The following is a 16983-nucleotide window of genomic DNA, read 5'->3' as shown; positions in this document are numbered from 1 at the left end:
CCGGTGACACTGACATGCGCTGTTATGCGGCTTCAATTCGCTCGCGGCAAAGGTACAGACAGTGCTTGAGACGGATCCTTATGGTGGCCATGTTTTTATCTTCAGGGGCCGTCGGGGTGATCTTCTGAAGGCGTTGTACTGGAGCGATGGCGGCCCATGTTTATTTGCGAAACGTCTTGAGAAGGGGCGCTTTGCATGGCCCCGCGACGCTGGCGTCGTGGCGTTGACCACCGCCCAACTCTCGCTTCTGCTCGAAGGGTTTGACTGGCGACAACCGGTCGACGCGGCACGCCCGCGCAGCGCTTTGTAAACGTCTGTTACGCAGCATGTCAGCGTCGACCAGGCCGTCTACCTTAACCACCGCACGGCCGATGCGGATCTCGATCGTGCCCCCAGGAGACGCTGGCTTCATATCTCGCGCTTGCGGAGCCCCCGAAGATGATGCAACGACCTGCGTCAGCGCGTCACTCAGCAGTACGACCGGGAGGAGGCTGGTAGACGGAGCTTGCTGCTCGGCAAGATATCGCCGCCGCCAGGTGTACAACATGTTCGCGTTGATGCCATTCTCCCGGGCCAGTCTCGCGACCGAGACGCCCGGCTCACGCGCTGCTGCCGCCAGCCCGTCCCGAAGCTCCCGAGGGTAATTCGGACGGCCTGCTCGACTTCCATGCTTCTTCTCTGGAGACTCTGACAAAGTGGTGTCCATCAAAGCGGAAATAATGGACATCACTTTGCTGTGTATCGCAGCAACCGCCTACGACGCTCGGGACGAGCCCCTTACCCCGCTGTTGATTTCCGCCACACCCCAAACGTTTGATTTAGCTGCGGTGCCTACGGAAGGTGCAGTCCGTTTTCGCGTCCGCTGAAAACGGACTGGTCCAACGCCCCCCGGATTCCCTACCGGTATGCTACTTCGCCCGTCCTGCCTCGTTTCTGTCGAAACTGACTTGCTATGATCGAAGCCGTTAGTGCGACACTTTCCCATCACAGATGCAAGTAAATGACCGCCTCCTCTATGCCCGAGAACTTGTCTGAGGTCGACCTAAGCCGCTTGGGTCGGATGGTCATGTCACTGTTCGATCATTGGAATCTGTCGAGCGAAGATCAGGCTGTCTTGCTGGGGTTGGCACCGGGAAATCGGCCTGCCCTAGCCCGTTACCGGAAAGGCGCTCGTATTGGTACGACGCGAGACCAATGCGACCGTGTCAGACATCTTCTCGGCATCCACAGGAGCCTTCGTCTGCTGTTCCCGCGCAATCGGGAAGTGGCCTACGGCTGGATGAAAATGCGCAACCGCGCCTTCGGCGACATGACGCCAGTGGAGGCGATCAGGAAGTACGGGTTCGTCGGGTTGCTGATGGTGCGTGCATATCTGGATCGCGTACGTAGGCAGTGAATTGGCTCAATCAACAAAATTGAAATACAGCACTTTCCGTCCGGTTCACGACCAGCCAGCGTGCATTTCATGGGGGGCCGTGCGACATCATTGACCGATGACAAAGGTGTCCGCCCCGTTCCCGGGCCAACGCGGTTGATCGTCGCGCGTCCACCAGTCTCCTTCCACGCCAGACAGTGGTAGTAGAGCTAGTAGCCGCAACAAGCTGCTCCTCCCTTCCACTTTTCGATCTTCCGCGTAGACATGGACCTCACTCGGCTCCTCGTTGAACGAGACGAAGACAAGCGGCACATCGTCTACGCGAACGTACATCGCATCGCTGTCCCGGTCGCTGACAATAGGGTTGAAACCTTTTGTCTCTATCCGATCTGCAATGGCGTTCGCAATTGCTGCCAACGATATCCGCAAAACAACAGCAGGCTCCATTTCGCCGCCCGCGGCGAGTTCCTCAGGACGAGTCAGCGTATATCGATAGATCATGATGGCGGGCGGTTTCTGCTTCCCAGAATCCCTGCGACAGCAGGTCTTATGCTGCAATGATTTCGTCGTAGTGAGCCCCCAGATTGAGAGCGGTTCGCCTGATTGTCTTGATGAACGCCGCAAACAGGTGAATTGTACAATCCATTTGCGCGAGCGCGAAAATGCATGCCGTCAACACTTATCCGGAATGGACCGTTTACCTAATAGGCCGTTCAGGGGGCGGGTACATGGCGTTGAAAAACCTGGCACAGACTCAATGACCAGTATCGCCCGCACCATCCGCCGTCGCATGCGCAGAGGGTTTGTACCCAGTACTCCCAGCGCGCTTAGCTGCCGCTGGCAGAAGCGCTGCGCAGGTTGGCATTGCGGATGCGAGGGCCGGAAGAGTTTTGGGTTTTGGCTCGCCCCGTGAACTGGACCAACACTTTGATGCAATCGCGGAAAGCGCAATCGCCTCCGTCCGATGAGTCCAAGGCTGTAATCAGAGTGAGGTGTCCCTGTCAGGTGATGGAGGAGGTGGTATCGATGCACCGTTGGCTCGCCGGATGTGCTACCGGAACCTGTTTGTGCACGGTCCACATAACCGGAAAACACGCATATGGCCGCAGTAAACACCGGGGAAAGCCCACCGAGGAATTGATTCAATGGCCAGCATTGTCGGCACCATCCGCCGGCGCGCGCAGCGGCGCTGGCTCGGCTCGGAAGCCGTGTACCTGCTGGGTCGACTGCCAATGCCGCGCACCGGACCACGTCTATTGGCCAGATGGGGCGCTCAGTGGAACACCTTTATGCTCCAGGCAGCCCCCCAAGGAAGCAGTGCAGGACAATCCGGACCCGTGACCCGCGTCGCCAATACCCCGGCTGCGATGGCCGAAGCGTGCGCGCGTGCATCCACCGTCGCGGGCCGCCTCGCCGCGCTGGGCGGCAGTGAGCCGGACATCACGGCCGGCCGTCGCCGTCGATGAAATTCACCACGTTCAGGGCGGGGCAAAAGTTGCCGTCTACGCTGATAATTCCCACTCTCAGCGTAGCGTCAATACGCAATAATTTAGGGTGACACCGTCATGTTTGCGCGTTGCGCTCTTGCCTCATATGGGCACTAGTTTGGACCGCCGGAACCGAAAAGTGGTTATGGTGTGGGCTCAGTCGGGGGGCTGTGATCCAACGAAGAATGCATTCTGTGCACATGCGTTTCGCGGACAAGCTCATTCTTTAAGCCGACGAGGATTTCATGCTGTTTCTGCGGAGATTCCTTGGCAAGGGACGGAAGCCCAACTCTACGAAATCTCTTTGAAACAGCCACCACGCTTACTCCAAAAGTTTTCGCAATTTCGGAATAAACGCCTCGGTGCTCAAGGTACGGCTCTAAAAGAGTGTGCCTGTCGGCGGCGATGCGCGCACGTTTTCGATTCTCATTTTGAGCGCGTATCTTGCGTTGTTGGGAACTTTGATTTTCACGTTGGACATGTCGTAGAGATTCAAGGAATTTTTGACTTACCGGCGAAAAGAACTCGTCCAGCGTAGTGGTCGAACAATCCGAAGTGGCTGCAAGTATCATTGCGTGCGCCATACCGGCGGCGTGCTGAGCCGATCGGCAAGCAGCATCGATTGTCGCGCACGATTTATCATTTCCCATGTTTAATAGCGAAGGGAAGTGTTCTTCGAGCCACAAGTTCGGAAAATTCCAGGCCACAAATGAGGAAAGATTTGGCCGGTTGCCGCGTAGTCCCACCCTAAGACCGTGGCGAGCGGCATGCATTCGGTGATGAACGGCGGCAGAGTGGCGCCACACCCGCTGTCCTCCTGTGAGGAACCTCTTTGCGACTGATAAATAGCGGCCAATAATGGGCAGGGAGTGGAGGCTGGCGAGGTCGGGAGAGACTGGCTGGGCCGCGAATTTCCAGGCTTCGGGAGGATATTCAAAGGCTCGTGCATCGCCGATCCACATAAGGGGCTGGCGGTGCTTTTCGCACACGTCGACCCCTGGCAATTGATGCTCTCGCCGCCAGTAAGAAAAGTGTTGCGTTTCACGGTCAAATTGTATGCAATCGAGGCAGAAATAGGCATTCGGTCTCGCCAGGGATGTGGCTATTCCTTTCTTTGCTCCAGGAGTCTCAAAATCACTAGTCGACCATTCATTCGGTGCCGCAAGTTGTAGAAACGGGACGAGTGAATGACGCCGCAAATATGTCGAGGTATCCATCCCAATTGCAGACGCGACCAATTGATGAGGAAGCTGGCGATTTTCCTCCTTCACGTCGCTGCTGCTAAGGAAGCGCAGTGACGCACAGCGCTGTGTAGTTCTAAATTTATGCAACTGGCGGAGCCGACCATAGTGTCCGCGGATGAATTCGTCCGGAAGAGGGAGTGCAATAACCATATCAGATCCTCCTGATTTATGAAGGCAGGGTTGAATGTTGCGCGGGTAGGACGTACTTATTAGAAGAAACCACTTGACGATGAAGATTTGATTCGACATCTAAACGGTGAATCAAAAGAAACGTCTCATAAATGATTTCCGATTGCATAGAGGGCGTCAGTTTGACGTCGGCATCAGAAACCCAGACGAGATGCCTGGTATGCACTCTTGAGTCGGGCATAGTGAATATGGTTTTTTAAAATCGGAAGATCACGGTTTCCCCTAATTTTTTGGGAATTTGGTTCCGGTTGCTTTATTTCGCCGCTCAGTCGAATTCTTCGTGATAAGCCTTCCTTATATTCTGAAGTTGCCTGTCTCTGGATACGCTAGACGACGCTAGATCCGATTGATTGCATCTGGAGGTTTCAAGCCAGTATGCAGCCAGGAATTTCTGCCACGTGTCGAACAGCCAGACGATTGCGAACAGATGCAGAGTCGGATGCAAGTTGCCGGCGGGTAACCAGCAAAGTCGGGAAACGTATGCGCGTGCCGTATCCGGTGAAGAAGGGAGCGGAAACAATTCGTGTATTTCTCGAAGTGGCGCCGCCATGTCAAGGATCGAGGCGACGCAACTTCCTATATCAAGTTTGCCTAACGTGTCTTTCAACCCAAGGTCAAAAAGTCTTTTCCTATAAATCTGTGTCATTCGTTGTCGGTCAAGACATACAGTTGTTGCGAGCTCTGCCAGTCCGATAGCGGCGAAAGTGAGTCGTGCAAGCAACCCACGACCACTCGTCATCAGAACGGATGAGGAGGTGACCGGAGGCTCAAGCAAACTTCGTTGCGGGAGATGCCAGTCATAGTGGTGGGTTCCTGGTTGTCGAGCAGTTGACTCAAGAAGAACGGTTCCATGTCGCGGACAGACCCAGACCAGAGGGTATTGATGTGTGCGATGCCAATAGGCCACATGAAAGCCACTGACGTCTTCGTCCATACAAGTCACGCATGCCCTTAGCGGATGATGCGCTTCAAAATGATTCGTCAACATTCCCAACTGGTACTTCAATGCTCCGACTCGATTTCCGCGCATGGCACTTAAGGCTACGTCCAGATGTTCCGATGACTTCAAAGGTAGATAGAAAGGCAGCAGTGTATGCCCAAGAATTACCTGTCGTGCGTCACCAAATACCCCTCGAGTGTTTTCGACAAATACATCAATGCGAGACGGGAGATCGTGGTGGGACCTGAATCGCGGATGTCCAAACAACTGGAGGAACGTTTGTGACGCATGGTAATTGCCCGACAGAATGTGATGTCGCCCTGCAACACTGAAGAGCGTCTCATCTGGCAGCCACGAGGTAATGGGTAAGTCCGATTCAAAATTGAACGAACCCTGACGCGGCGAGATATCGTGCATTGAGGCGGCTTGGAAGTGGGTTGATGTAAAGCTTCCGATACTGCTTCATGAATTCCTGACTGCTCCTTCTCAACATAGTACATCGCTGCGCGAATATCCAGAAAGGCACGTGATGTTGATTCTGGTCGTGGATCAGTGGAGAAATCTCGATTCATCATGAGATATTCGTACATGTGATGTTTGATTTTCAATACTGGTGATGTACGCATTAATGTTAAGGACTGGAAAGCTTTTAATTCTATGGAAATCGTGCTAGCCTGAATTCAATCGAATCCTCGCCGTTCCGACGGAAGTCGAATGAATGCGCTCAAAGACTTTACGATACGACCGAAAATGACCAAACATACCCGGACAAGGGAGGAGGTCCTGGCTGCCTTCGAGGCGCAGGGGCTATCGGTGACCGAATGGGCGGCAGCTCATGGATTTCGGCGCGAAGACGTCTACGCGGTGCTCGGGGGACGAACGCGTGGTCGGCGGGGCGAGGCACATCGCATCTCCGTGGCCCTTGGTATCAAACCGTCCGTCGAATGCTCGCTCATGGGTAGCCAGGCGGGTCCGAAAAATACCGGACTAAGCGAAGAGCACTAACGTGGAGGCGCTCGTGGAAAAGCGTCCGGATGAAAGGAGGATGTCTATGTCGTAGACGGCACGTGGGAAAGTGGGGTGCGAAAAGCACAAGGCCAGCTATCTCGTGGAAAAGATAGCTGGCCTTTTAAGGTGTGCCTGTCGGTTTGCTGCCTGACAAGCCCATCTTGCAACGGTATGGAAGTGCTGTCAAGCACTTCCAACGGCGCACTATTCTATATCGTTGGCGTGAATTCCCCCCAATTCGCTGTTTATGCCTCAAGCGCAGCTTTAGCATCGCGGCGCTTGGGCTTGGATAACTAACTGGTTATCTTGGGAGAATTCGATGTCGAGTATGTCGGAATCAGCGTCGCAACAGGCCCGCACGTTATATGACCGAAACGAGCGACTCTTCTATCGCCTGCTGTCGCGGCAACCTCGGGGCTGGACTACGCAATACGAACCGGGAATTCGTGCCAATCCAAAAGAGGCGCCTAGAAGGTCGCGGCCGTCGCTTGTGTATTCCGCCTTCCTGGGACGGGATCTCCATCTTCTTTCCGTGCCCGAACGAAAGGCTGCGCTGCTGGCTTTGTACAACCCCTGGGTATTCTCGATCCAGGAACAACTGGTCCTTTCAACCGACCCTTGGCCGCATCCGCTTTATGGCTACCCTGGAATGAGCGGGATGCCTTGGTTTCGCGGGACCGTTGATGTCGCGGTGCGGCTGGGATGCATTTCCTCGCATCCGAGGATAACGATCCGGGACCCGAACGGCGGATCAGAGATGCTTCGGGCGCCGATGCCTTATGTGGGTGATCTCCTTCTTTTTTTAAAGGGGTCTGATAGTTCTCCCTATTGTGTGAATTGGACCGTCAAAAAGGATGCGAACGGATTCCGGCGAGGACTGGGGTTGAAGCAAACGCTTGCCGGACAGGCACGTGAAGAGGAGAGATCTCAGCGGCGCCATGAAATAGAGAACATCTACTATCAGGATGTCGGAATTCCCACCGTTCGCGTGACAGAGGCGGATATTGACACGCACCTCGCGGCGAATTTGCAGGTGTCGTACACATATCTCAACAGGATAACGAAACTGGACGCTGGATCGCAGGAAATTCTGATTCAAAGCTACGGCGATATTGTGGGCTCAAAGATATCGGTTCTGGAGTGCGCGAGATCACTGAGTGCCGTGCTTGATTGCACACTTGAGGATTGCAAGGTTGTGCTTCATCAGGCGATCTGGAAACGCAAGCTTCGTGTTGATCTCTTTCGGCCAGTCCTGTTTGACCGACCTCTGAATATTGAAACGTGCGACGTTCTTGGACGATACGCCAACTGGTTCGCTAGGGGGTTGTCATCATGATGATCGGAACTCGAATTACCGCACCTAACGGATTCGGGGGGCTCGATAAAGATGCCGCCTACTATTTTCTCAAAAGCGACGCTGTTCACTCCAAGGTATGGCTCGTTCGTTTCATACTAAAGCCAAGGGCTCGTCCAAACAGCATTCTGATAGGAATGCCACGGTCCGAATTCGAGGGTGGCCTTGATACCAACGAATTGACCGTTATAAAGGAGCAGCAAACCCTTCCTCCCTGGCTAAGCGACATGAGCGAGGAGAAGATCTGGAAAGCGGACCAGGTTCGCCTCGGCAGGGAACTGACGTTGCAGGGGCGCGCTGAGAAACGGCTCGAACACATTGAACCTCTGCTTGCGCGGGAAGCGGAAATCCTGTCAGCTGAGAATCCGACACTTGAAATCAACCGCTGTGCCAGAGCAATCGGGAAGAACGAGACGCGGCTGAGAACTTGGTTTCTCAGCTACCTGGTCTTCGGGAGGAATGTCTTTGCTTTGTGCCCCGATTACTTCGGAAAAATCGGCCACTGGGATCGGACCAGCCCGGAGCGTGTCCATGGCCCGAAATATGGACGTCGATCAAAAAAACGCGGTACCGCAAGTGGCTATCGGGTTGACAAGAACATGAAGGAAAATATCATCAACTCGTACGTTCGGCGTCGTACTCTCGGCAAGCCGCTTCTGAGAATCTATAGCACGGCTATGGCTGCCGATTTTGGCTGCAAGGTGCTGACCGATGAGAAGGGCCGAAAACGCCTCTATCATCCAGATTCCAAACCATTTCCCTCCTACGGACAATATCGCTATCACGTACTGGATTTTTTCACGCCGGAGGAGGTCCGACGTGCGCTGTATGGGGACGACCGCGTGCGCAACCGCTCGTCCGCATCGGCAGGAAGATTCTCATCAGCTGTGGCCAATCTGATGGAACGGGTCGAGAGCGACGGCTACTATACCAGCGACTATCCGAGTAGCCCGGTCGGTGGAGAGATACTCCCAGCACTCTGTGTAGTACGAACTATTGACGTTGCGTCGTCGTATTCAGTTGGGATTGGCTTTTCACTGACAAAGGAGCGCAGCGACGCATATCGGATGGCGCAATTTTGTGCAGCAATTCCCAAAGTGGAATTCGCCAGACTATTTGGCATTCGCCTGAACGCCGGCGAGTGGGAGAGCGTCGGTCTGTCACCGTTCTGGGTCGCCGATCGAGGGCCCGGTTCAAAGGCCGAGCTACGCGAGCAATGCGGCGATCTGATTCCGGTCCGCGAATTACCTCCGTCTCATTCGGGACGATCAAAGGCCACCGTCGAAACTGCTAACCCACGCTCGGTGACGATCGAAGGACAGCCAACATATGTCAAAAGTGATCTCAATCCGGTTCAGATGGCGGTTCGGGAGATTTATCGCCTCATTGAAAGAAACCACTCCTGCGACGTTTCACATAAGCTAACGCCAGAGATGATTGACGCGGAAACTATGCCCACCCCCGCGGGAATATGGGCTTATCTTGACAAGAGAGGAAGAAGCGATGCGTTAGCGATCTCATTCCAGGATGCTGTCAGGAGATTTCTCACGAAATTGCCCTTCACGGTGGAGAGTGATGGTGTCTACCTTCATGGGCAGAGGTTTGACTCCTCAGAATTGCGTGCCACCGGTGTTATAGATCGGGTGGCGAGGGGGCAACGTCTGGAATGGAGTGGTTATGTACTTGACCTGTGTGTGCGATACGCATGGATTGAAATTGACGGTCGAATCATCGAAGTTGCTGCTGTGCTGCCTATTCGCGATGATGAGAGCCAGCTTTCCGTAACGATCCAGGAGTTGGAGCAGCGAGCCGCGCGGAAGTCAATCCAGCAAGCTGAATTTCGGGAGCATCAACAGGCAGTTAGATCTGAAATAGAAACCAGATTTGAAGAGTCGACCGGCATGGCATGGGATGCGGGTAGCAGGAAAACAGGAAGACCGAAAACCGGTTGTCGAAAGTCGAAGGCGGCTCAAGCTGCCTTTGTGAGCGTGGCGTCGCCAGCAAACGCAAAATGAGAGTCACTCAAAACCCGTGGGTCGAGAGATTCGTTCAATTGCTGGATGAGGAGGTGATCAAGAAGAAGGTACGATGTAGACCGCCAGCACTAGGAAATCTGGACAGTTTGGCGCCGCTCGCAGCAGAGGATCGCATTCGCACGGCACTGAAGAAAATATACGAGCCGACGCAACAGGATTGCATCATCCTGCGCGGGCTCCTTGAGCGAGCAATCGGATTTTGTATTGATCGGTACCAGGATGAGGGAGCATTCATGGAGGCGTTGTACGACAAGACGAAAATCCCCAGACGACTGGATGCCCGGGCGATCTGTCTGACGGGGCTTGCTGGCCTTGGCAAGACTGAATTGATAGAGGCGATGGGACGGTTGCTGGCTAGCGAGACTTATGTCGATATTGGTACTGGGCATAATCCGATCCTCCTTGACCCTTACTGGACCCACAATTTTCGACGGCAGCCGAGTCTTCTCAAGACGCTTCGTGAACTTGCATACGGGACCGACTTGCCGCGTGGACGGATAGATGTTTCGGATCTCAAAGATCAGGCAAGGTGGCGCGCCTTCAGAGATGGCACGGTACTGATGGCTGCTGATGAATGCCAGTTCATCAGTTTGGGAGCGAGCGCGAATACCAAGGTAACAAATACACTTATTTCATTGCTGTATTTAGATATTCCATTTGTATTTGTCGGCAATTACAACCTCATTCATCTGCTGAAAAAGCGCTGGCAACAAGAACGGGATCGTTTGTTATGCGACCCGATCGTGATGCTTCCCGAGTTGGCTGACACCGACGACTGGCGTAACTTCATTGACGAGTGTAAGCGCGTCGCGGGAAGTTGGCTGAAGATTGACGCCAGAAAAGATGCTGGGCAACTGCACGGCTATACCTTCGGAGTCAGGCGCATGTTGGTGGACTTGATTTGTGTCGGCTACCGCTTGATGCGACAGCGCAAGCTGAAAGCAGTAGATATATCTTTGATCAAAGATGCCTATGGCTCGGCTATGTACGGTCAACATCGTCGAGACGTAGAACAACTTCTAAGTCACCCTCCTACGAGCGACTCACTTCCCGACGACCTTCGATGCCCATTTGACTTGCAATTGGATCATGTGAAGCAGGATCAAGACGGTATTAGACGGCAGCAGCAGGACAATTCCCGTGCGATACTGAAAGCGGCGTTGAATACATCGGAAAAAGAAGGGCTGGGTGAGATGTGTGCCAGCAGCGGCGCTACGTTGTCTGAAGAACGACAGGAAAAACGTCCACGACGGGAGCGGGCTAACTCGGTGGAATTAATGAAGTCTATGGGCCAAGCAAGGAGCGCTCTGAACCGAAAAACGATTCGCAGCTAAATCGACAAGCTGGATCGGGTGTTACGCGATGGAAGTCGAGGCCTGTTTCGATTTTTTGTGTTTCGTCGAGCAGCATGTCGGAGCGCGTTTGGAGTTTGCCGCATCCAAAGACTCCGACGTCTTCTATGCTTGTCGTTGCTTACCAACTGATCATGCACGAAATTCCTATTCTTCGACGCGGCGCTGATCACGAACGGACGCAATCGCGTCTTCCGCGATTGCGCTGAAGTGTTGGTCCAGTTGCTCGCGCGAATCAAGGGTCCGCATTCTTCCTGCCTTCACATCCGCGAGGCCGATTTGCGCGACATCGCGGAGAGCTTCAATCAACGCGTGATTCCTACGTTCAGTCATTCTGTTGCATCTCGATACCGCTCCAGTAGCGGTCTATTCAAAATTGGCAGACGGTGCCATTGTAGGGCACATATCCCGAAACACGAATGGCCACGAGCGGCGTGTTTCAAATGTGGCCCGTGTCTTCGATAGCATGGCCGAATACGATGGGCGATCACTCTGGCGACAATGTGTGTGCTGTGTGCTGAGTGCGTGAGGCTTTGAGGCCTGCGTAAAAGTATGTGTTTACAGCGCTAGCGCAGTCAAACCGCGTACTTGGTGCGGAAATCCGTCGAGCCAAGTCTGGCCGAGAGTGTCTAACATGCAATAGCGAGAGCCGACTCGGATGTTTTTCAGTCAGTCGATTGATCGAGCGCCACGGAATCAATAACGGACGCGAGAATGACGTCTTCTTCCACCCGAACCTCGCCGCGCTGAGGGGCGGGCCTGTATACGAACTCGCCGCGGCTTATTTTCATGCCGCTCATGGCGCATCGAAATTCGCCCGTACTTCGACAAAGCGTCCAGCGCCGATCAGTGAATCTCCCACAAGTCGATCCGGCCCAAGAGAGCAACACGGTTTTTTCTTCCACTCGCTCGACGAGTGCAAACCTTTTAAAACCTCGTCCCGCTTCCTTGGCGTCGGGTAGACCCAAGGATAGCGAAGCACATTCTGCGAACGAGTGCGCACCAATCCGAGGGATAGCACGTTCGAGTTTTTGAATCTCCTTTACTGGATTCCAGTGACCGTCGCTCAGTGCCAGTTCCTCAACAACCCAACGCCACGCGGGCGCGTCAGTCATGCTCGAACGATACGTGGCATTCACCTGGCTCGCGTGACTATCGTATCTAACTGCCAGCGAAAGCGCACGGGCGTCTGGTAATCGTGCTTGCGTCATAGCGCTGACGTCCTGATGGTTCACTTCACTGGCCGACCGCCGACTCTGCCCGATATAACCGGACGCGTTGCGTCCAGACTGCGTCACGGTGCCTGTCGGGGGCCACAAGCGGCGTCTGAGCGGAACGTCGACTGATTCTTCGATGCGAGCGTCTGAAAGCCTTGGCCGCGTTTTGACGTGGGTGCCCCCAGCCTCGGATTGTATTGCGGAGCGCGGCTGTAGCCGCTCGCAAACACGGGCGTGGATGCTATCAGGAGCGCGATCAAAAGGGGCCGTCGAAGACTTTGACTGCATGACGACTCCATGAATGATATTGGCAAATTGTGCTGGTCACGTCGCGAATCTGCTTCGCTAAGCTTCGAAGAGAGAAGGTTCAGTCTACATCGCCGAGTCGACTTATTAAATTGTGCAAATTGAATACACTCTTTGTATAAGACGAAGAATCACACGGCGCCACGCCGCCTCTACGTTCGCAGTCTCATGTCATTCTCCGTTTCGCCAGTCGAGAGCTCGCGGTCATCGTCAACTGACATTTCACACTGTGATAGAAACGGTATCTAGCTAGACCTGACGACTGTACGGATTTCCTCCGCTGCGCACATCATCGCCGTGCTGGAGTTCCACGCCGACCAGCAGGCTCCTTCCTCCTTACTCGCGAGGAGCGTCGAAGCAGATTCGACGCTCGGTCGACGCGCATTGTCAACGTTGTCGAAGGCTGGTCTGGCATCGAGCGAAGCCAATTGGCGTAAGCCCGTTCCAAGTGCGTTCGTTCAATTGCCTGACTCGGATGAGCTAACGCAACGTGAAAACCTTTACCACTGCCGAGTTAGGTTCTTCGGTTTGCTTCAGCGCTACTTTCCGCAGCGATCGATCCGGAGGCAGACGTTTGGAGAGCGAAAGGTAGCTATCTGGGCAGCACCTTGCAAGCTGGAAATAGTCCAGATTGATGTCCGTAATACGTATATTTGATTGGACCCGTCATCCCCCTTCAACTACATTCAGTTTCCTCGACAACCGGCCAGGGGAGTTACCCCATTTATCGCTCGCGCTGAAGTGCATGCAAGAGGGTGGGTTGGAAGCGTTAGATGTCGAAAATCTGTGGCGTCATTACATGAAGACGCTTGAAATGTGGACAGCGGAATACGAGCGTCATGGTGCAAAGATCCGCAGCATGATTGGTGAGAAAAAGTATCGAATCTGGCGCGTGTACCTCGCCGGGTGCGCGCATGCTTTCTCAGTCGACAACGTGGCTATTTTTAAGGTTCTCTGTCAAAAGGCAGGAAAGCCGGCCACTTCGATTCCCACGTCGCGTCGGTACATGTACGAATCGGCGAGCGTCAGATAACCACAGGCCGACATCGCTGGTAGCGGTCAAATGCAGTGCGTTAGGCTGACAAACAGCTATCCGCTGCGATAGCAGATGGCATTCCTTTGGTTCTTCGTCTTTCGGCCGGTCGAGCACTACCTGTTAAAAACGTATCGACGCTCCGTCGACGTCCGGTACTCAGTGGTTGCGACGTGAACTCTTGCTCGAGACATTGTTGTCTCTGGATTGTCAGGTTCACGTCGTCATGGCTAGAAAATCAGGTCAGGTCTGGGCCGGTATTACGACCAAAGTGTCCGGCCGAAGAACGTTAGCGTTCGATCCCACGCCTGCTGCGACCAGGCAGCGTCGTACTGGGTACGCGAAATTCGTCCGTTTCCCACTGCGGTTTCATTGGCAAACCCGTGATGGGCGAGGTAGCGGTGAAACTCAAAATCCACCTTGGCCTCCCGAAAGCGTTCCTCGATCTCGCCAACCGTATCGATGGAAAAGAAAGCATCTTGGGTGGCCCAATGTCCAATCACTGCAGCCTTGATCCTGGACGCATCAATATACTCGATCGGCGGAAATCCGTACCACACGGCACCGGCCGCCAACTCCGGATTGTGGGACAGCGACAGTAACGTTAGTGCACCACCCATGCAATAACCCATTACTGCGATCCGATCGGACTTCGCCTTGAGAAATTGCACCGCGCCGGCCACATCCTGAGAGGCAACTTCGGCAAAATCCAGACCGGTCATGAGGTGGTGTGCTTCTTCCTCTTCAACGGTTGATTCGCCGCGATACAGATCAGGAACTAGGGCGATATAGCCCGCGTTAGCCAGGCGATCGGCCACGCCACGAATCTGGTCGTTCAATCCCCACCATTCTTGCAAGACGATGACCGCCGGTGCTCCGTTTTCCTCTTTGGGCAGTGCCAGATACCCTTCGACCTTCTTTCCGTCCGGACGCGGAAATGTGACTGCTGATCCTGGTGCTTGCATGGGTCTACTTCTCCTAAGGTAAGTGTCCTACGAACTGTCCCGGTCCGTAGGCACATATAAGTTCACAGGCGACTTTTGCCGGGCCGATCGTTAAGGAGCGGCAGACGCCCGGGGACTAGAAACCGCATCAGGTGACGCGGCGATGTCGTCATACGTTCGGCAAGCATGGCCAGACACATCGTCGCGGGTCGCTTTGTTGAATGCCCGACGTTGGCGGCTCGAAACCACGCATAGGTTTCTTTCAAGACCTCATCGGACAGTTTGGGGCCGTGGCAGCCCGCTCGTGACGGACGTCTTTTTTTTTCGCCAGCGCCATCAACTCATGCTTGACACTATACATGATAGTTATCATGATTGCCTTAATCATGATAACTATCATGATTAAGGATTTTCAATACTGTCAATTTTTTAGAAATCGGAGATGCACTATGTCTGTCTCGCATGTCACAGCACCGACCCAATTTGTCGAAGTCGACGGAGTTCGTTACGCATATCGACGCTGGGGGAAGAAGGGCACGACGCCCTTGTTCTTCATCCAGCATTTTCGCGGCGGCATGGATCACTGGGATCCGCTGATGACCGACGGGCTCGCAGAGGGTCGCGAGGTCATTCTGTACAACGGTCGCGGAATCGCCAGTTCGTCAGGAGCCCCTCGGAATCGTTTCGAAGATATGGCCGATGACATCGCATCGGTGATCCGTGCGCTCGGAATCGAAAAGGTCGATATCGTGGGATTCTCTATTGGTGGGTTCCAGGCACAAGAGGTCGCTCTGCGTCACCCGGAACTTGTCCGCAAACTCTTGCTTCTCGGTACGGGTCCGCGCGGCGGTGATCCCTGGATCGATCCTGGAATGGCTGAGATTGCACCCAAGCCTGTGCATAATGCAGAAGATTTTCTCTTCCTGTTCTTCGGCCGTTCGGAGCAGGCCCGAAAGGCCGGTCTGGAGTTTTGGGAACGCCGTCATCAGCGGAAAGATGCCGATCCGCTTAGCTCGCCGGAAGTGGCAGCAGCACAATGGGACGGTTACCAGGCCTATATGGTGCCAATCGGGGGCGACAAGCCCTACGAACATCTGAAAGCTATCAAGCAGCCGACGCTAGTGGTAAACGGCATTGAAGACATCATGATTTCGACAGTCAATTCGTTCTACCTCGGCCAAAACATTCCCGACTCACAAGTTATTTTGTATCCCGACGCGGGCCATGGTTCGCACTTCCAGTACCCGGAGCGCTTCCTGAAACACGCAATCCAGTTCCTGGACGAGTAAATCGAAGCATCACTTTCTCTGCAAGAGAGGTGACGCAAACATCGCTTACCAGGTAGCGATCTAAGGCGCCAGTGAGAGGCGAAGTGAGGCCAACCACTAGAGATCTGCTGGCCTGGGTTCTCGCGGCGGAGGTGCTGATTGGGTGAGGAGGCGCTGTTCCGGCGGCACATGGCGGCCGGTGACCTGTCTGCGCGTGACAGCGCGAGAATGGGCTAAGAGCTTGTGGTTGCCCCGGCGTTTCGCAGCAACCAGCGCAATTGCCCGTGCACGTTGGCGACGCTACGAGTGCTGTTCACATTCGTATTCAGGTAGGCGTACCGCTATGCCTCCCCGCAGGATGCGAATCAGTTCGACAGGGTATGAGTATTTTTGTCGCGAATCCAGGCGTAAGTTTGGTCTAGTACTTCGTCGGACAGTTTTGGGTCATCAGCAAGCCGTGCCAGCACCATTGCGCCGACCATTGCAGCCCAACTTCCAATCGCGGCGCGTCGTGCCTCTTCGGGAGTTGCGTCAGGCAAGCCTTCGCTAAATCGTTCAAATGTTCTGCGTTGCCCTTCGGTCATTGCCGCGCGAGCTTGACGAGATTGGCGGATGGTTTCTGCGCCAAGCGCCGCAGTCGGGCAGCCGCCGGCGACGTCGTCACGATGCACCGGAGCAAGGTATGCCCTAGCGTACTCGATCGGGTTTGTGGGACGCTCATCGTCCTGCGCGAGCACATGCGCCAAGGTCTGTGCTATCAAGTCGTCTTTGGACTCGAAGTAGCCATAAAACCCGCCATGCGTTAGGCCGGCTGCTTTCATCACTTCTACGACCGTGACGGCATCGAAACCTCGCTCCCGGAAGAGACGGCCCGAGGCTTCGAGGATGCTTTGCCGATTCGCGGCAACCTGTTCGCGACTGACCTTCATTCTTCCCCCAAAATGCGTTCGTTTAACCTCGATATTATACATGACAATTGTCATGATAAGAGTGCGCTGGACGGGAGCGCTATGAACGCCGATTCGGAGGAAGACTGTCCGCTAGTGAACGGAAGGCCATATAGGTTTGGTGGGAGGGAGGAGTTTTTTCGTTGAGGTTCTCAAGGCGCTTAGGAGGGGCGCGTATCACCCTAGGCCGCTACGCAAGGATCGAGAGGTTTCCGCCGCTATGGAGAGAAACGGTATCTCGCAGCGGGGCGGCGGTACAACGCGCGACGGCATCGAGTTGACA

15 protein-coding genes and 2 pseudogenes are annotated in these 16983 nt (G+C 54.4%); 9 read left to right on the top strand and 8 right to left on the bottom strand.

The genetic code is table 11. The features are described 5' to 3' along the window. Positions 1–61: 61 nt before the first annotated feature. Positions 62–217: pseudogene (tnpB, locus tag GGD40_RS37440) on the top strand (IS66 family insertion sequence element accessory protein TnpB); the annotation flags it as partial. Here tnpB and tnpA read toward each other — a convergent pair. Next, the gene (gene tnpA, locus GGD40_RS27255; RefSeq protein WP_257030723.1) at positions 161–706 is read right to left on the bottom strand and encodes an IS66-like element accessory protein TnpA; all 546 of its coding nucleotides are present in this window, start codon (positions 704–706) and stop codon (positions 161–163) included. The pseudogene tnpB and the gene tnpA overlap by 57 nt on opposite strands. Positions 707–1066: 360 nt before the next feature. On the opposite strand from tnpA, the gene GGD40_RS27250 reads away from it, so the two are divergent. Next, on the top strand, positions 1067–1396 hold the full coding sequence (locus GGD40_RS27250; protein WP_218901319.1) for an MbcA/ParS/Xre antitoxin family protein: 330 nt from the start codon (positions 1067–1069) through the stop codon (positions 1394–1396). 87 nt (positions 1397–1483) lie between these two features. Here GGD40_RS27250 and GGD40_RS27245 read toward each other — a convergent pair whose 3' ends face one another. Next, a complete protein-coding gene (locus tag GGD40_RS27245; RefSeq protein ID WP_179745744.1) occupies positions 1484–1876 on the bottom strand; it encodes a hypothetical protein in 393 nt (130 codons plus the stop codon). A 644-nt stretch (positions 1877–2520) separates the two neighbouring features. Here GGD40_RS27245 and GGD40_RS27240 point away from each other — a divergent pair. Next, positions 2521–2841: a hypothetical protein gene (locus GGD40_RS27240; RefSeq protein WP_179745743.1), complete on the top strand. Its 321-nt coding sequence runs from the start codon at positions 2521–2523 to the stop codon at positions 2839–2841. A 164-nt stretch (positions 2842–3005) separates the two neighbouring features. Here GGD40_RS27240 and GGD40_RS27235 read toward each other — a convergent pair whose 3' ends face one another. Continuing rightward, positions 3006–4256 carry a TniQ family protein gene (locus GGD40_RS27235; RefSeq protein ID WP_179745742.1) on the bottom strand — a complete coding sequence of 417 codons (1251 nt, stop codon included), beginning with the start codon at positions 4254–4256 and terminating at the stop codon, positions 3006–3008. Between the two features lie 304 nt (positions 4257–4560). Further along, entirely contained in the window at positions 4561–5652 is a 1092-nt protein-coding gene (locus tag GGD40_RS37435) for a TniQ family protein (protein WP_179745741.1), read from the bottom strand. A gap of 297 nt (positions 5653–5949) precedes the next feature. On the opposite strand from GGD40_RS37435, the gene GGD40_RS27225 reads away from it, so the two are divergent. From GGD40_RS27225 to GGD40_RS27210, 4 genes are all read left to right on the top strand, one after another. Beyond that, positions 5950–6240 carry a hypothetical protein gene (locus GGD40_RS27225; RefSeq protein ID WP_218901317.1) on the top strand — a complete coding sequence of 97 codons (291 nt, stop codon included), beginning with the start codon at positions 5950–5952 and terminating at the stop codon, positions 6238–6240. Positions 6241–6562: 322 nt separating this feature from the next. Next, positions 6563–7579: a hypothetical protein gene (locus GGD40_RS27220; protein WP_179745740.1), complete on the top strand. Its 1017-nt coding sequence runs from the start codon at positions 6563–6565 to the stop codon at positions 7577–7579. Beyond that, positions 7576–9612 (top strand): transposase, encoded by a 2037-nt coding sequence (locus tag GGD40_RS27215; RefSeq protein WP_179745739.1) that lies wholly within the window; start codon positions 7576–7578, stop codon positions 9610–9612. Before GGD40_RS27220 ends, GGD40_RS27215 begins: the two co-directional genes overlap by 4 nt. Next, a complete protein-coding gene (locus tag GGD40_RS27210; protein WP_179745738.1) occupies positions 9609–10967 on the top strand; it encodes a hypothetical protein in 1359 nt (452 codons plus the stop codon). Before GGD40_RS27215 ends, GGD40_RS27210 begins: the two co-directional genes overlap by 4 nt. Before the next feature lie 165 nt (positions 10968–11132). Here the strand turns inward: GGD40_RS27210 and GGD40_RS36695 are convergent, their stop codons facing one another. Then, positions 11133–11294 (bottom strand): hypothetical protein, encoded by a 162-nt coding sequence (locus tag GGD40_RS36695; protein WP_184000889.1) that lies wholly within the window; start codon positions 11292–11294, stop codon positions 11133–11135. Positions 11295–11650: 356 nt separating this feature from the next. Next, positions 11651–12196, bottom strand: coding sequence for a DUF3331 domain-containing protein (locus GGD40_RS27205; protein ID WP_179745737.1), 546 nt, complete (start codon positions 12194–12196; stop codon positions 11651–11653). Positions 12197–13217: 1021 nt separating this feature from the next. Between GGD40_RS27205 and GGD40_RS27200 the strand changes: the two are divergent. Next, positions 13218–13541: pseudogene (locus GGD40_RS27200) on the top strand (class I SAM-dependent methyltransferase); the annotation flags it as partial. A 260-nt stretch (positions 13542–13801) separates the two neighbouring features. Here the strand turns inward: GGD40_RS27200 and GGD40_RS27195 are convergent. Then, positions 13802–14506, bottom strand: a complete 705-nt coding sequence (locus tag GGD40_RS27195) for a dienelactone hydrolase family protein (RefSeq protein WP_179745735.1) — start codon at positions 14504–14506, stop codon at positions 13802–13804. A 428-nt stretch (positions 14507–14934) separates the two neighbouring features. Between GGD40_RS27195 and GGD40_RS27190 the strand changes: the two genes are divergently transcribed. Beyond that, the gene (locus GGD40_RS27190) at positions 14935–15774 is read left to right on the top strand and encodes an alpha/beta fold hydrolase (protein WP_179745734.1); all 840 of its coding nucleotides are present in this window, start codon (positions 14935–14937) and stop codon (positions 15772–15774) included. A gap of 344 nt (positions 15775–16118) precedes the next feature. On the opposite strand, the gene GGD40_RS27185 is transcribed toward GGD40_RS27190, so the two are convergent. Further along, positions 16119–16736: a TetR/AcrR family transcriptional regulator gene (locus GGD40_RS27185; RefSeq protein WP_257030600.1), complete on the bottom strand. Its 618-nt coding sequence runs from the start codon at positions 16734–16736 to the stop codon at positions 16119–16121. Positions 16737–16983: the final 247 nt, after the last annotated feature.

Origin of the sequence: Paraburkholderia bryophila (assembly GCF_013409255.1) — a bacterium.
In the GTDB taxonomy this organism is placed as follows: domain Bacteria; phylum Pseudomonadota; class Gammaproteobacteria; order Burkholderiales; family Burkholderiaceae; genus Paraburkholderia.
Note: the sequence above shows the minus strand (reverse complement) of the source record. Positions and strands in the feature narration are given on the sequence as shown.

Coding starts and splice junctions, on each gene's coding strand:
- tnpA (WP_257030723.1), bottom strand. CDS start 706: ATGGACACCACTTTGTCAGAGTCTCCAGAGAAGAAGCATGGAAGTCGA.
- GGD40_RS27250 (WP_218901319.1), top strand. CDS start 1,067: ATGTCACTGTTCGATCATTGGAATCTGTCGAGCGAAGATCAGGCTGTC.
- GGD40_RS27245 (WP_179745744.1), bottom strand. CDS start 1,876: ATGATCTATCGATATACGCTGACTCGTCCTGAGGAACTCGCCGCGGGC.
- GGD40_RS27240 (WP_179745743.1), top strand. CDS start 2,521: ATGGCCAGCATTGTCGGCACCATCCGCCGGCGCGCGCAGCGGCGCTGG.
- GGD40_RS27235 (WP_179745742.1), bottom strand. CDS start 4,256: ATGGTTATTGCACTCCCTCTTCCGGACGAATTCATCCGCGGACACTAT.
- GGD40_RS37435 (WP_179745741.1), bottom strand. CDS start 5,652: ATGCACGATATCTCGCCGCGTCAGGGTTCGTTCAATTTTGAATCGGAC.
- GGD40_RS27225 (WP_218901317.1), top strand. CDS start 5,950: ATGAATGCGCTCAAAGACTTTACGATACGACCGAAAATGACCAAACAT.
- GGD40_RS27220 (WP_179745740.1), top strand. CDS start 6,563: ATGTCGAGTATGTCGGAATCAGCGTCGCAACAGGCCCGCACGTTATAT.
- GGD40_RS27215 (WP_179745739.1), top strand. CDS start 7,576: ATGATGATCGGAACTCGAATTACCGCACCTAACGGATTCGGGGGGCTC.
- GGD40_RS27210 (WP_179745738.1), top strand. CDS start 9,609: ATGAGAGTCACTCAAAACCCGTGGGTCGAGAGATTCGTTCAATTGCTG.
- GGD40_RS27205 (WP_179745737.1), bottom strand. CDS start 12,196: ATGACGCAAGCACGATTACCAGACGCCCGTGCGCTTTCGCTGGCAGTT.
- GGD40_RS27195 (WP_179745735.1), bottom strand. CDS start 14,506: ATGCAAGCACCAGGATCAGCAGTCACATTTCCGCGTCCGGACGGAAAG.
- GGD40_RS27190 (WP_179745734.1), top strand. CDS start 14,935: ATGTCTGTCTCGCATGTCACAGCACCGACCCAATTTGTCGAAGTCGAC.
- GGD40_RS27185 (WP_257030600.1), bottom strand. CDS start 16,736: ATGACAATTGTCATGTATAATATCGAGGTTAAACGAACGCATTTTGGG.